Source organism: Williamsia sp. D3, assembly GCF_000506245.1.
GTDB classification, from domain to species: Bacteria; Actinomycetota; Actinomycetes; order Mycobacteriales; family Mycobacteriaceae; genus Williamsia; species Williamsia muralis.
Genome location: NZ_AYTE01000006.1, coordinates 1 through 13,828, shown reverse-complemented (window position 1 = coordinate 13,828; position 13,828 = coordinate 1). Strand labels below are relative to the sequence as shown.

The following is a 13,828-nucleotide window of genomic DNA, read 5'->3' as shown; positions in this document are numbered from 1 at the left end:
CCGGATGCGCCGCGGGCCCCGGTCGTGGCGGCTGGCGGGGGTCTTGCCCGGCGGGGTCGGCGGGGCGCTGAGTACCTCTGCCCCTGCCCGAGGAGGTCGTACGAGGATCGTGTGGTTGATTTCCTCGGTTCACTTTCCCGATTGTTCCCTATCCGACGCGGGCCTACCAACCCTCGGGCACTTGCGGCGCGCCCCGATACGGCACACTGGAGGACGTGAACGCGGTTACCGAGCAGACAGACGCAGTGACTGATCACGACGGGCCCGGCAGTCATGTCGACCAGGAGAGGGATGACGCCGAGCAGAAACGCGTGGAAGCGCTGCTGACCGCGGCCGTCTCGCAGGCGAGGGCCGCGATCGACGCCGACGACAAAGAGGTCGGTGACCACCTCGAAGCGGTCACCGAGGCCGCCTTCACGGTTACTCACTACTTCGCCGCCCATGTGCCCGGCTATCGCGGATGGCAGTGGTGTGTGGTCCTGGCCGGATGCCCTGGCTGCGACGACGTCACGGTCAACGAGGTGGCCTTGCTGCCGGGTTCCACTGCGCTGACCGCGCCGGAATGGGTTCCGTGGGCCGAGCGGGTTCGGCCGGGAGACCTGAACCCCGGAGATCTGCTGGCGACACCGGCCGACGACCCACGCCTGGTCCCGGGGTACGTCGACAACGACGACAATGACCCCTTCAGCGAAGAGTCCGCTGTGGCGACCGAACTGGGTCTGGGCCGCAAACGACTGCTGAGCCGCGAGGGTCGGCTCGAGGCGGCTTCGCGGTGGGTCGAGGGTGAGCACGGTCCCGCTTCCGAGATGGCCAGGAGCGCCCGGCACAACTGCGGCACCTGCGGTTTCTACCTCCCCGTTGTCGGTTCGCTGCGCGCCGCGTTCGGTGTGTGCGCCAACGAATACGCCGCGGACGGCCGTGTGGTGCACGCCGAGTACGGGTGCGGCGCCCACTCGGATGTCGAGGCGCCCACCGGCGGCGGAAGCCCTGCCTACGATGCCTACGACGACGGCGCGGTTGAGATCCACGCCAACTCCTGACCCTGTCGTGCAGCCGTCCGACCCGTTCGGCCTCGGCCGTCTGCGCGACTCGATTCTCGGGTCGTGGCTCACCTCGCCCACCCGCCTGCGTGAAGACACTGCTGCCGAAACAGATCTTGTCGGCGTCGGGTACCGCGATCGCCTGCTGACCGAGCTGGTCGCCAACGCTGCCGATGCCGCCACGGCTGTCGGGATCATCGGTTCGGTTCGTGTGTGGCACGACGGGCGGTGGCTGCACATCGCGAACACCGGCGCACCTGTCGACTCCGACGGTGCCGCTGCCCTGACGGCGCTGCGTTCCTCGAGCAAACACGGCGACGGCTTGATCGGACGGTTCGGGGTGGGGTTCACCGCTGTTGCCGCAGTGACGCGTCATGTCGAGATCCGTTCGAAGAGCGGATCATTCGAGTTCTCAGCCGAACGCACGCGGGCCGAACTCGCCGCGAACGGGGCGGTCGTGGAGCAGGTACCGACGCTGCGCCTGGCCTGGCCGATCGACACCGCGCCGATCGACGGCTTCGACACCGAGGTGGTGATGGAGATCGACAACTCGATCGACATGGCCGCGATGTTCGACGGTTTTGCCGCCGAAAGTGTGCAATTGCTGCTCGAGCTCGAATCGATCGACACAATAACCCTGCCCGACAACACCTTTCGACGCGTCCGCGAGGGCGACATCATCTCCGTCGGCGGTGCGAGCTGGCGTGAGCTCGTGGCGCCGCGCGCCCGCTGGTTGCTCCCGCTGCGCGACGGCAGGCCGGTTCGCGTGCGTCGCGATGTGCTGCGTGCACCCACCCGCACCGACGTCGAGCTCACCGTGCCGGCCATCTGTGTCGGCGATGTGCAGCTGACGGCCGATCGTCGTGGGTTGCATCCCGACGCCGACATCGCCGTGTTGGCACAGGGTTACGCACAGATCGTGGCCGAGCTGCCCATCGATCAGCGAATGGGGCTCGTCCCGGCACCGGGGTTCGCGGCCGGACGCGACGACGAACAACTGCGTGAAGCGCTGATCGCCGAGTTGGCCGGGCACGCCTGGGTTCCGGGTGCCGAGGGCGACGACCTGATCGCGTCCCGGGCCGAGGTGCTGCCCGACCTCACCGCCGGGCTCGCCGACCTCTTGGGAGAGGTCATCACGACGCTGGTGCACCCGGACCTGTCCGGCCGGGGCTCGCTCAGCACGCTGAGGTCGGTGGGTGTGACGGAGATCGGTCTGGCCGAGGTGGCCGAACGGCTCACCGGTTCCGAACGCGAACCACGGTGGTGGGGAGCCCTCTACGCCGAGTTGTCGGTGGTGGCGCAGGGCCAGGTCGACGAACTCGGGGCGCTCCCGGTGCCCCTGACCGACGGACGGACACTTCCCGGTGCCCGCGGAACCGTGTTGCCGCCGTACCGCGGCGACGAGGATGCCGACGTTGTCGCCCCCAGCTGGCTCCCGACCGTCCATCCTGCAGCGAACCACGATCTGCTCGAACGGCTCGGTGCTCAGCGGATCACGGTGGGGGAGATGTTGTCCGACCCTGCCCTACGCAGTGAGATCGACGAGGACCCGGCCGACGAACGTCTGGTGCGGAGTGTGCTCGGTCTGCTCCGCGCGGCTCCGGACGTGGTGGTTCCGACCTGGCTGGGCCAGTTGCAGCTCCCCACCGATGACGACGACGTGCGACCGGCGGACGAGCTGCTGTTGCCGGGCAGTCCGCTTTCGGCTGTGCTGATCGATGATTCGCCGTTCGGGATCGTCTCGGCCGATCTGGTGGAGGAGTTCGGCCAGGCGGCGTTCCGCGCTCTGGGCGTGGGTTGGGACTTCACGGTGCTGCGTGAGGAGTATCCGACCGGCCCCGACCACGACCTGCCCGACGAAGAGCAGTGGTGGAGCACACTGGACGATGCGCCGCAGACGCTGGCAGCGGTCCGCGATCTCGACCTGGTCGACCCCGATCGCTGGCCGGAGGCGCTGAGTTTGCTGGTCGAATCTGCCGACGCGGCAACGTTGTTGGCCGATCGCTCCGGGTACACCTGCTGGTGGTTGCGACACTATGCGGTGGTCGACGGCGTACCGCTCGGGGGCTGGCGCGCACCGAGCGACCGGACCGTCGCAGGCCTGCTCGACCCCATCGATCACCCGCACGGTGACGAGATCTCCGGCGCGCTGGGCAATGCCGATGTCGAGGACATCGACGCGGCTCGGCTCATCCTGAACCGGCTGTCCGCGGCCGACCGCGCGGTCTCACCGCTGGTGGCGGCCACAGCACACACTGCCCTCGCCGAGGCGCTGCGGGCCGGCCGCATCGAGCTGGACGACATCGAACCACCAACGGCTGCAAGAACTCTCGCCGGAGACGTGGCGCAGGACGCGGTTGTCCTGGACGCCCCCTGGCTCGCCGCCGCCATCGACCCCGGTCGACTCATCACCGTGGTGCCGTCGCAGATCGGGCTGGCATCGGCGCTCGCCGACCTTCTCGACATGCCGCTCGCGACCGAGGAATTCGCCGCAGAACCGGTGCAGGAGGGCAGGCCGTCCACATGGGAGGCCGAGCCCGGCGCGTTGCGATCGGCGTTGATGCAGAGCAGGCCGCTGCCCACCGGTCCCATCCGGGTACATGATGAATTGGTTGTCGAGGTGCACCACGACGGCACCACGAGTCGACGCCGGGTTCCGTTCTGGCGCGATCAGAAAGGGGTTCTCCACATCGATGCCGAGTTCCGCGTCATCCCTGACTGACCCGACGGGCATTCTCCGAACCGAGTCCCTTGTCTTCGGGCCGGACCGTTCTGTCTGGGAATGGTCGGTCGCGAACCGGACCGACGCGTGGACCCGGACGATGAAGGTCGTCACCACCCTCGGCGACACCGTCACCTTGACGCTGGTGGCGGTGCTGGCGACCATCGCGTTGCTCGTGCTGCGACAAGCGCGGTCGGCGGTGCTGGTCGGGGCCGGGTCACTGATCGCGTACGGCCTGATGGTCGGGCTCAAGCACCTGATCGGAAGGGAACGGCCGCCCGCAGAAGCCCGCTTGCTGGCCATCGACACGTTTTTCCATGCCGTCCGGACACGCGATGATGGCGACGATCGTCTACGGCCTGATCGCGGTCGCCGGCTATCACAGCAGTTCGTGGGTGAGAGCGCACCGCCTGGTGCTCCTCGCGGCTCCTGTACTGGCTGTCGCCATCGGTTGGAGTCGCGTATACCTCGGCGTGCACTGGATGACCGATGTCGTCGCAGGCTGGCTCCTGGGCGTGGTCTTCGTGGCGTCGGCGACCTGTGTCGTGTTCAGGACAGACCGTCTTGGGCGGCGCGGCTCCCTCGCCGGATCGCCCACCGTTGCAGGGACACCACGAAGCAGCCGAACAGACCAACGCCCAGGCCCACCAGGCAAATGGTGAGCGTGTTGTCGGTTCCCAGGTCCCAGACGGCAACCAGCACGGTCGCGATGAGGAAACCGATCATGCCCACCGCGATCACCGGCTCCGGTGCCGTCAGTGCTCGCGGCAGCGATGGAATGGGTTCGGGCATGCAGTCGACACTAGTGACGGAAACGTGGCAGGCCAACTCGTACGCAGTCGAAAGTTCACTCGTTTAGCCACTCGTCCAGGCGTAATCTCAGACGTGGGGATGGCTTGTGCAGCACTACGAGACGAACTGTCTTTTAAAAAGTTAACGAGCATTCACTCGTGAACCGAACACATGAACATCGCCGGTTCATGGTGCATTCAGCGCGGCCTCACCTATCCTTGATCGCGTGGATCACAATGACGAAAAGCTCGCGAGCGATCTGGCGATCGCCGTTGTCCGGTTGACCAGGCATTTGCGCGGTCGCCGGTCGGCTTCGCCGGTGTCGCTGACACAGCTTTCGGCGTTGGCAACCCTCAACAGGGAAGGCCCGATGACGCCGGGCGCCATCGCGGCGAGGGAACGTGTGCAACCTCCGTCGATGACCAGGGTCATCGCATCCCTGGCCGACCTCGGCCTGGTGAAGCGCGAACCGCACCCCACTGATGGACGCCAGGTGATCGTGGCGCTGTCGCCGTCGGGAACCGACGTTGTGGTCGATGAGGCGAATGCTCGTGAGGAATGGCTGCGTGCCCAGCTCAAACGCCTCGACGACGACCAGATGGCGACGCTGCGTGACGCGGTCGGCATCATCGAATCGATCGTCGCAGAGAGCGACTGAACGCCGCGCCCCAGAGCGGGACTAGAAGAACGTGCCCGCCACCGGCTTGCGATCGGTGCTCAGCGCTTGATCCAGCGCATGGAGTGTGTGCCCGTCGACGGCCCAGAGTCGCTTTGCCGATGCGAAGTCCACCGCCCGGTACGCCCCGAGGTAGAGGCTGCCCAGCACGGAGATGTCCATCGTGACCGTCGGTTCGGCATCGGTCTCGGTGACCTCGGCCCGGCCGTCGGTGATGGCGAGCTTGAAGCGACCCCCCGACTGGCGGAACTTGTCCGACACCTCGATCACGAACTCGGCGTCGAGACCGTACTCGCGCATCGTCAGAGCCGCCGGCACGTCGAGGATCCGTAGCCACATGCTGTCGCGGATACCCGTCACGGACGGAGCACGCAGATCGGTCAGCTTCAGCGGCAGCGGGTCGTCGACCGGCGTTGTCGCGGTGATGGCGGGCAGTAGATCCAGGCCGACCAGCACCCTCCAGAGATCGGAATGCGCTTCGTCGGTGACGGCGAACAACTCCGAGACCTCCGCCACCGACACGCTTTCCGACTCGTGGTGGATCCGGTAGCTCGCATAGCCGTCGGGATGCAGCAGGTAGTGCAGACCGCTTCGTCCGTCACGCAGGATCGGACGGTCGGCGAAGATCATGTTCCACCACACCGGCGCCCGGACGATAGCGCCGGGCCTGGTGGAGACCCAGCGGTCATGTAGTTCGGGAACGCGGTCGCGGATCTGGTCCGGGTCGGCGTAGCGAACCCGCGAATCCTCGGGGGCCGGTGCGCGCAGTTGTGCGCGGCGCAGGTCGATCCGAACCTGCTGTTCGAAAGCGGCAGGGCCGTAACCGAATCGCTCGTAGATGGTGCCCTCTGATGCGGTGAGGATCGAGAACACGGACTGCTCGCGCTCCCATTGCTCGAACAACTCGGTGATCATCATCCGCAGGATGCCGCGGCGGCGGTGAGTCGAGGCCACCGACACCCAGGACAACCCGGGCAGCGATACCCGATGTCCGCCGGGAACCGACATCGTCATCCGGAAGAACATCGACACACCGACCAGCGTCGGCCGCTCTGGATCGGACATGTCGTGCACCACGATGACGTCGTCATCGCGAACTTTCGAGCGGATGTCGGCCAGCGCCTCTTCGTCGAGCGGGTTGACGAACGCGAAGGCCCGGGCGTCTGCGGTCGCGATGGCCGGCCAGTCGGATTCATTTGCGCGACGAAGCGTCAGATTACCTTTGCTCACCCGTTCAACCTGCCATATCGGCCGTCGGGCAAACTAGTCGGATGGTCGGATCGCACGCTCACCAGGCAGGACCTATCTCTGACCTCGCGGTGACGGTCATCGACATCGACGACCCCGACGACCCACGCGTGGACGACTTCCGCGACCTCAACTCGGTCGACCGGCGGCCGGATCTCCCGGTCCTCGCCGGAGGACGCCCCGGACGGGGGCTGGTCATCGCGGAGGGTGTGCTCGTGGCGCAGCGGATGGTCGCTTCCCGGTTCGCGCCGCACGCATTCTTCGGCGTGGACAAGAGGTTGCGTGAACTCGGTGAGACTCTCACCGATCCTGCGGTCAGCGGGGTGCCGTTCTTTCGCGCTGACGCAGACGTGATGGCCCAGGTGGTGGGCTTCCACCTCAATCGTGGTGTGCTCGCCGTGGCGCGCCGCCCCGAACCCCTTGCGCTGCCTGACGTCCTGGCCGACGCCCGCACCGTCGCCGTGCTCGAAGGTGTGAACGACCACGAGAACATCGGCAGCATCTTCCGTAACGCGGCAGGTTTGGGCGTGGATGCCGTGATCTTCGGTGGGGCATGCGCCGATCCGCTCTACCGCCGATCGGTCCGGGTGTCGATGGGTCACGTACTGCTGGTTCCGTTCGCCCATGCCACGAGCTGGCCGGCAGACCTGGACGTATTGCGCAGCAACGACTTTCGCATCATCTCACTCACCCCCGACCCGGAGGTGGCGACCCTGTCGGAGGTGGTGGATGCCCCGCGCGTGGCGTTCATGGTGGGCGCCGAAGGTCCGGGGCTGACAGAGACGGCGATGCGTGCGGGCGATGTGCGCGCACGCATCCCGATGGCACGCGGAACGGATTCGCTGAACGTCGCGACCGCCGCCGCCCTGGCGTTCTACGAACGCGCTCGCTGACCGGGCTCGATGACCGGGCTTGCGCGTCAGGCCTGAATCAGGCCTTGGGTCCGAATCCGAACCACCGGGCCACGCGCTTGGCCGCAGGTGCGGGCGCCGACTCCTCGGCGGGTCGCTGCGGATGCTCGGTCGGATACTGGCCTTTGGAATGGTGCTGTTCGGCGAGGTTCCGTTCATCCGAACGCTGGTCGGGCTGATAACCCTTCGGCCGAATCGCAAAGCCCGACAACTGGATCGAGTGCGGATCGGAGTCCGACGGGTCGCGTGGGGTGGTGATGCGGAAGCCCAGCCAGCTCCGCATGGCCTCCTCGGCGAACTCCTGCGGATGGAAGGGGAGGGCCTGGGGGTCCGGGATGGCGCCCTCGGCGTAGACGAGCGGGCGTTCACCGGCCCAGAACGGGCCCTCGAAGATGAACGGGAGGCCGATGTTCTCGTAGATGTCGACAGGGTTGGCCGCGAACGACCGGCGCAGTATCCCGTCCTCCCAGCGCGCGAATGCACCGACCGAGTACTCCGGATCGGTGTTGAGGAACACCGTTGCCTGCGCCGGCAGTGCGGCGGTCCACTGCTCGGGCAGGGTGGACGGACTGCTGGTCCGCAGGATCGGTCCGGTCACCACGGCCAAGGAGCGATAGACGCCGACGAAGAGCTGGTCGGCTGCGGGGGTTGCGGCCTCCACCAGATCGCTGTGTCCGATCGGCAGCAGGGTCATGTCGGGGAACAGATCCGTGGCCAGTGCCTGCGCCGCATTCTCGTCGTTGGTCACGCCCTCGCGGATCTCGGCCGCCGGATCGCTCGAATTGACGAACCAGAGCATGGACGCCTTCGCTGCCAATTCAAGCCTTTCCGTGATTGCTGTCCGACATTAGGTGCATCAAACAACTTAGCCTGCGTCAGGTGTTGCCACTGCTCCGGACACCGAGCAGAACATCTTCCCAGGTCGGCACGGCGGGTTTGCGGCTGTTGCGAGCACGCTTACGCGGCGCGGGTGGCTGCTGTTCGGCCGCGGGGGCTTCCGGGGCGTCGGTCTGGTCGTGGTGGTCGTCATGATCGTCGGTGGTGGTCGGCGCCGGCTCGGTGACCGCCGGCTCCCTGTCGACCTGCGGCGCGGGTACGGGTTCGGCCCGCCTCGCCGGTATGCGTCGGGCCGTCTGGGCGCCGGTCAGGGAGTCGGCGTCCACGGTCACGGCTTCGGTTCCGTCGGATTTCACGGTCAGTCGTGCGGGCCGCGAGACGGGTGTCACCTGTGCCGCTGGGGGAGGTGTGTAGTCGAACGCGAGCTCGGGGTGGTCGTAGTCGTAGGTGTTGTCCTCCGAGACCGGCGCGACGGCGATCACACTCCGCAGCGGCCGGCTCATGTCCGGATCGGTTAGCTCGTCGGCCACTTCGTCGATGGCCTCGACGGTGCCCGAGTTGGACCCCGGAACGTAACGCCAATGTGCACGGTTCACCGACCGCCCGACGCGCCAGCTCACCTGGACCACCCAGCGGTTGTCGTCGCCCTTCCAGGCGTCCCACTCGGTGTCGTCCGGGTTGTGCCCGCGGGCTCCGAGTGCGGCGGCGACCACCTCTGCCAACGTGGACAGTGCCGGGCCGTCGTAGCGGAGCGGGTGCGCCTGCGCGGCGAGTTCGGTCGCACGTGCACGCTCGAGCAGAACCGGATGCGCGAAACGCTCGACGCGGTCGATCGGCACACCGGCAGCGGCGGCGACCTGGGCGACCGACGCCCCGGAGCGGATGCGCGACTGGATCTCTCGCGGTCGCAGCGTGCTCTCCATCTCGATCTCGATCTGACCCATTCGGGTCAGATCGCCGCGAGCGGCGGCGCGCAAGGTGTCGTCGGCGGGGATGCGGAACTTCTCGCTCGACTCGGTGTCCTGCAGGATCACCTTTTTGCCGTCCGGCTCCAGGCCGATGACTCGAAGCTCACGCATCTGCTCCTCCTTCACGTCAGGGAGCCAGCCTTACACTTGCGTCGGTCTGCATTAGCGACAGCGTAATGCAGATTCAACAGATCGCATGCTGTGACACGCCCGAAAAATCCCAGCTCAGCGGGGGTGTGTTGAGCGGTGGTTCGGCCTTTACAGAGCGCCGACCACGTAGTCGATGCACGCCGTGAGCTTGCTGACGTCATCGGGCTCGACGGCCGGGAACATGCCGACGCGCAGTTGATTTCGGCCGAGCTTGCGGTATGGCTCGGTGTCCACGACGCCGTTGGCGCGCAGGATCTTCGCGACTGCGGCGGCGTCGACGTCGTCGTTGAAGTCGATGGTGCCGACCACCTGACTCCGGTAGGTCTTGTCGGCGACAAACGGGCTGGCGAACTCGCTGGCCTCGGCCCAGTCGTAGAGCCGGCTGGAGCTGTCGGCGGTCCGGGCGGTGCACCAGTCGAGGCCGCCCTGGTTGTTCATCCACTCGATCTGGTTGGCCAGCAGGAGCAGAGACCCGACAGCAGGGGTGTTGTACGTCTGGTTCTTGCTGCTGTTGTCCACTGCGGTCGGCAGCGACAGGAACTCGGGGCACCAGCGATCGGAGGCGCCGATGGTGGCGATCCGGTCGAGAGCCGCGGGGCTCATCAGGGCGATCCAGAGGCCACCGTCGGAGGCGAACGACTTCTGCGGGGCGAAGTAGTAGACGTCTGCGTCGGCGACGTTCACCGGCAGGCCGCCGGCGCCGGAGGTGGCGTCGATGGCGATCAGGGCGTCACCGGCGAGGTCGGGGCGCGTCACCGGTACGGCGACACCGGTGGAGGTCTCGTTGTGGGCCCAGCCGACCAGGTCGACGCCCTCGTACTGCTCGGCGCCGATGGTCGCGATGCTCGGCGCGGTGCCCGGCTCGGTGGAGACGACAATCGGGTCGTCGAGGAACGGGGCCTTCTTCGCGACGGTGGCGAACTTGCTGGAGAACTCGCCGTAGGTGAGGTTCAGCGACCGCTTGGAGATGAGACCGAATGCCGCGGCGTCCCAGAAGGCGGTGGTACCACCGTTGGACAGCACAACCTCGTAACCGTCGGGCAGGTTGAACAGGTCGGCGAGACCGCTGCGGATGGAGCCGACAACGTTCTTGACCGGGGCCTGCCGGTGGCTGGTGCCGAACACCGATGCACCGGTGTCGACGAGCGATTGCAGCTGTTCGGGGCGGACTTTGGAAGGGCCGCAACCGAATCGGCCGTCAGAGGGCAGGAGGTCGGCCGGAATGGTGATCGTTTCGCTCATGCGACCAGTCTAGAGACCGCCCCCGAACCCGATGATGGTGGGTTTTGGCGAACGCGACCTGGGGGTTTGTTCGCCCGAACCCACCATTTTCGGGTCAGCCGGCGATGGTGGCCCAGCCGTCGACGTCTTCTGGCCGGCGAGGTGCGGCGCCCACATACAGCGCGGCAGGACGGACGAGCTTGCCCAGGCGCTTCTGTTCGAGGATGTGCGCGCACCAACCGGCGGTGCGCCCGCAGGTGAACATGGCGGGCATCATGTGCGGCGGCACCTCGGCGAAGTCGAGGATGACCGCGGCCCAGAACTCCACGTTGGTCTCGATGGCGCGGTCGGGGCGCCGTTCACGTAGTTCGGTCAGGGCGGCCTGCTCCAGGGCGGCGGCAACCTCATAGCGCGGGGCGTTGAGTTCCTGGGCCGTGCGGCGCAGCACCCGGGCCCGGGGATCTTCGGCGCGGTAGACGCGATGACCGAAACCCATCAGCTTCTCTTTGCGGTCGAGGATGCCCTTGACCAGGCCGCGGGGGTCGTCGGTGCGCTCGACCTCTTCGATCATCGGCAGCACGCGGGCCGGTGCGCCGCCGTGCAGCGGGCCGGACATCGCGCCGATGGCACCCGACAGTGAGGCCGCGACATCGGCGCCCGTGGAGGCGATGACGCGGGCGGTGAACGTGGAGGCGTTCATGCCGTGCTCGGCGGCGCTGACCCAGTAGGCATCGATGGCGCGGATGTGCGCGGGGTCCGGCTCACCCTTCCATCGGGTCATGAAACGTGCTGTGACGGTGTCGCATTCGTCGATCACGTCCTGCGGCACGGCGGGACGATGGATGCCGCGTGCCGACTGGGCGACGTACGACAGCGCCATCACCGAGGCGCGGGCGAGGTTGTTGCGTGCGGTGGACTCGTCGATGTCGAGCAGCGGCTTGTAGCCCCAGATCGGAGCAAGCATGGCCAGCCCGGCCTGCACGTCGACGCGGACGTCGCCGGTGTGGATGGGCAGCGGGAAGGGTTCGGCCGGGGGGAGGCCGTCGCCGAACTTCCCGTCCACCAGCAGCGCCCAGACATCGGAGAAGGTCACGTTGTTCTCGACCAGGTCTTCGATGTCGACCCCGCGGTATCGGAGGTTTCCGCCGTTCTTGTCCGGCTCGGCGATCTCGGTGGTGAAGGCGGTGACGCCCTCGAGACCTTCGACGAATCCCTCCGGTACCTGCACATTGACTGCCATCGATCGCACTCCTCGCGGTTCGAGCTGCACACTGCGGCCGCGCTGTCACCCGCGGTCTCGGGGCACCGACTGCCGTACTTGCCTAGGACTGTAGTAGCCCGTTCCAGCCGCGGTTACCCGGGAGTAGCGTTATTCGTCGTGACGAACGAACCGGTGGATCTGTCGAGCATGCGGGTGGCCTATTCGGCATCGGGCGGTGACGACGCGGCGGGTGCGGACGGGGTTCGCGGCAACCTCGACCCGAGCTGGCTCGCAGGGGATCCGCCGTGGCTGGCCCTGTTCGGCCAATGGCTACGCGAAGCCATCGATGCCGCGATCGCCGAACCCAATGCGATGGTCCTCGGCACGGTTGATGCCGACGGCCATCCGTCCACACGGACGGTGCTGTGCAAGGGTGCCGATGCCGACGGCGTGATGTTCTTCACCGGCTACGACTCCGACAAGGCGAACCATCTGGCGTCCACTCCTTATGCCTCGGTCACCTTCCCGTGGATCGGGATGGAGCGGCAGGTGCACTTTCGGGGGCCCGTCAGCAAGGTGACCGCCGAGGCCACCGAGAACTACTGGGTCAGGCGACCACGTGGTTCGCAGCTCAGTGCCTACGCGTCCGAACAGTCGGCGCCCATCGAGTCACGCCAGGCGCTCGAGGAGCGTGCGGCGGCGATCGCGGACCAATTCGGTGGCGCGGACGGGGATCAACCGGTTCCGGTGCCGCCGCGCTGGGGTGGCTATCGCCTGACGCCCACCGAGGTGGAGTTCTGGCAGGGCCGGGCCAACAGGTTGCACAACCGGGTTCGGTGCACGCTCGTCGACGGCCGTTGGCGCAGTGAGAGATTGCAGCCGTGACACCGACCACGCCCACCCGGCAGGTCCTGCCGGATTCGGGTTCCGGGGCACGGACGAGGTGACGCGCCGGTTCCTCGCCGACACCACCCCGCTGCAACACCCTGATTTCCGACGCCTGTGGTGGGCGAACATCGTCACGGTCATCGGTGCGCAACTGACGGTGGTGGCGGTTCCCGCACAGATCTACCAACTCACCGGCAGTTCGGCCTACGTCGGGCTGACCGGACTGTTCGGCCTTGTCCCGCTGGTGATCTTCGGCCTCTGGGGCGGGGCGGTCGCCGACGTGATGGACCGGCGAATCCTGTTGATCATCACAACATTCGGGCTGATCGCGACCAGCGCCCTGTTCTTTGTGCAGTCGGCGCTGGGCTTCGGCAACGTGTGGTTCATCCTCGTGGTGTTCGCGGTACAACAGGCCTTCTTTGCGGTCAATCAGCCGACGCGGTCGGCGATCCTGCCCAAGTTGATGTCGAAAACCGAACTGCCCGCTGCCAACTCGCTGAACATGACGGTGATGCAGGCCGGCGGGATCGCCGGCCCGCTGGTGGGTGGGGCGCTCATCCCGATCCTGGGTTATTCCGTGCTGTACTTGGTGGACACGTTGTTCCTGTTCGCCACGATCTGGGCGGTGATCCGGTTGCCGTCGCTGCGACCGGAGGGACCGGACAAACGGGGCACGCCAGGCCTGAAGTCGGTGATCGAGGGATTCCGTTATCTCGGCGGTCACAAGGTCTTGATGATGTCGTTCCTGGTGGACCTGATCGCGATGATCTTCGGCATGCCCAGGGCGCTGTTCCCGCAGATGGCGCACGAGAGTTTCGGCGGACCGGACGGTGGCGGTGTGGCCTTTGCGCTCTTGTTCTCGGCCATCGCCGCGGGTGCGGTGATCGGGGGAGTGTTCTCCGGTTGGGTCTCGCGAGTGCAGCGTCAGGGGTACGCGGTGATCATCTGCATCCTCATCTGGGGTGTGGCGATCACCGGGGTGGGGATCTGCGTCGGCTTCGCCTCGGGGTCGGCGTTGCCGATGCTCCCGATCGCGGTGGCATTGCTCATGATCGGCGGCGCGGCCGACATGGCGTCGGCAGCGTTCCGGATGTCGATGCTGCAGGCGGCCGCGAATGACGATGTGCGAGGGCGCCTTCAGGGCGTCTTCATCGTTGTCGTCGCGGGCGGGCCG

The 13,828-nt window shown here is 67.0% G+C and carries 13 protein-coding genes; 7 read left to right on the top strand and 6 right to left on the bottom strand.

Translation table 11 applies throughout. The features are described from left to right. The first annotated feature begins 215 nt into the window (after positions 1-215). The 3 genes from W823_RS35535 (at position 216) to W823_RS58635 (ending at position 4,424) form a co-directional block, all read left to right on the top strand. Complete coding sequence (locus tag W823_RS35535) at positions 216-1,040, top strand: DUF3027 domain-containing protein (RefSeq protein WP_023955331.1); 825 nt, start codon at positions 216-218, stop codon at positions 1,038-1,040. Beyond that, the gene (locus W823_RS35530; RefSeq protein ID WP_235189405.1) at positions 1,018-3,762 is read left to right on the top strand and encodes a sacsin N-terminal ATP-binding-like domain-containing protein; all 2,745 of its coding nucleotides are present in this window, start codon (positions 1,018-1,020) and stop codon (positions 3,760-3,762) included. The genes W823_RS35535 and W823_RS35530 overlap by 23 nt, the downstream gene beginning before the upstream one ends. A 317-nt stretch (positions 3,763-4,079) precedes the next feature. Then, a complete protein-coding gene (locus W823_RS58635; RefSeq protein WP_369792576.1) occupies positions 4,080-4,424 on the top strand; it encodes a phosphatase PAP2 family protein in 345 nt (114 codons plus the stop codon). On the opposite strand, the gene W823_RS57075 is transcribed toward W823_RS58635, so the two are convergent. Next, a complete protein-coding gene (locus tag W823_RS57075; protein WP_023955327.1) occupies positions 4,312-4,554 on the bottom strand; it encodes a DUF2530 domain-containing protein in 243 nt (80 codons plus the stop codon). The two genes, W823_RS58635 and W823_RS57075, sit on opposite strands and share 113 nt — an antisense overlap. Before the next feature lie 226 nt (positions 4,555-4,780). Here W823_RS57075 and W823_RS35520 point away from each other — a divergent pair, with 226 nt between their 5' ends. Beyond that, a complete protein-coding gene (locus tag W823_RS35520) occupies positions 4,781-5,212 on the top strand; it encodes a MarR family winged helix-turn-helix transcriptional regulator (protein WP_023955326.1) in 432 nt (143 codons plus the stop codon). A 21-nt stretch (positions 5,213-5,233) separates the two neighbouring features. Here W823_RS35520 and W823_RS35515 read toward each other — a convergent pair whose 3' ends face one another. Further along, positions 5,234-6,460: a GNAT family N-acetyltransferase gene (locus tag W823_RS35515; protein WP_023955324.1), complete on the bottom strand. Its 1,227-nt coding sequence runs from the start codon at positions 6,458-6,460 to the stop codon at positions 5,234-5,236. A 74-nt stretch (positions 6,461-6,534) separates the two neighbouring features. Between W823_RS35515 and W823_RS35510 the strand changes: the two genes are divergently transcribed. Next, entirely contained in the window at positions 6,535-7,371 is an 837-nt protein-coding gene (locus W823_RS35510) for an RNA methyltransferase (RefSeq protein ID WP_031331468.1), read from the top strand. 37 nt (positions 7,372-7,408) lie between these two features. Here the strand turns inward: W823_RS35510 and W823_RS35505 are convergent, their stop codons facing one another. The 4 genes from W823_RS35505 to W823_RS35490 form a co-directional block, all read right to left on the bottom strand. Then, positions 7,409-8,188, bottom strand: a complete 780-nt coding sequence (locus W823_RS35505) for a hypothetical protein (RefSeq protein ID WP_051406362.1) — start codon at positions 8,186-8,188, stop codon at positions 7,409-7,411. Positions 8,189-8,264: 76 nt separating this feature from the next. Beyond that, on the bottom strand, positions 8,265-9,305 hold the full coding sequence (gene sepH / locus W823_RS35500; protein ID WP_023955318.1) for a septation protein SepH: 1,041 nt from the start codon (positions 9,303-9,305) through the stop codon (positions 8,265-8,267). Positions 9,306-9,452: 147 nt separating this feature from the next. Beyond that, entirely contained in the window at positions 9,453-10,586 is a 1,134-nt protein-coding gene (gene serC / locus W823_RS35495; protein ID WP_023955316.1) for a phosphoserine transaminase, read from the bottom strand. Positions 10,587-10,680: 94 nt separating this feature from the next. Continuing rightward, positions 10,681-11,805 (bottom strand): citrate synthase 2, encoded by a 1,125-nt coding sequence (locus W823_RS35490; RefSeq protein WP_023955314.1) that lies wholly within the window; start codon positions 11,803-11,805, stop codon positions 10,681-10,683. A gap of 168 nt (positions 11,806-11,973) precedes the next feature. On the opposite strand from W823_RS35490, the gene pdxH reads away from it, so the two are divergent. Together pdxH and W823_RS35480 are read left to right on the top strand one after the other, a co-directional pair. After that, the gene (gene pdxH / locus W823_RS35485) at positions 11,974-12,651 is read left to right on the top strand and encodes a pyridoxamine 5'-phosphate oxidase (protein WP_051406372.1); all 678 of its coding nucleotides are present in this window, start codon (positions 11,974-11,976) and stop codon (positions 12,649-12,651) included. Positions 12,652-12,709: 58 nt separating this feature from the next. After that, positions 12,710-13,828 (top strand): MFS transporter (locus tag W823_RS35480; RefSeq protein WP_031331462.1); only part of this gene is annotated, 1,119 nt, incomplete at its 3' end.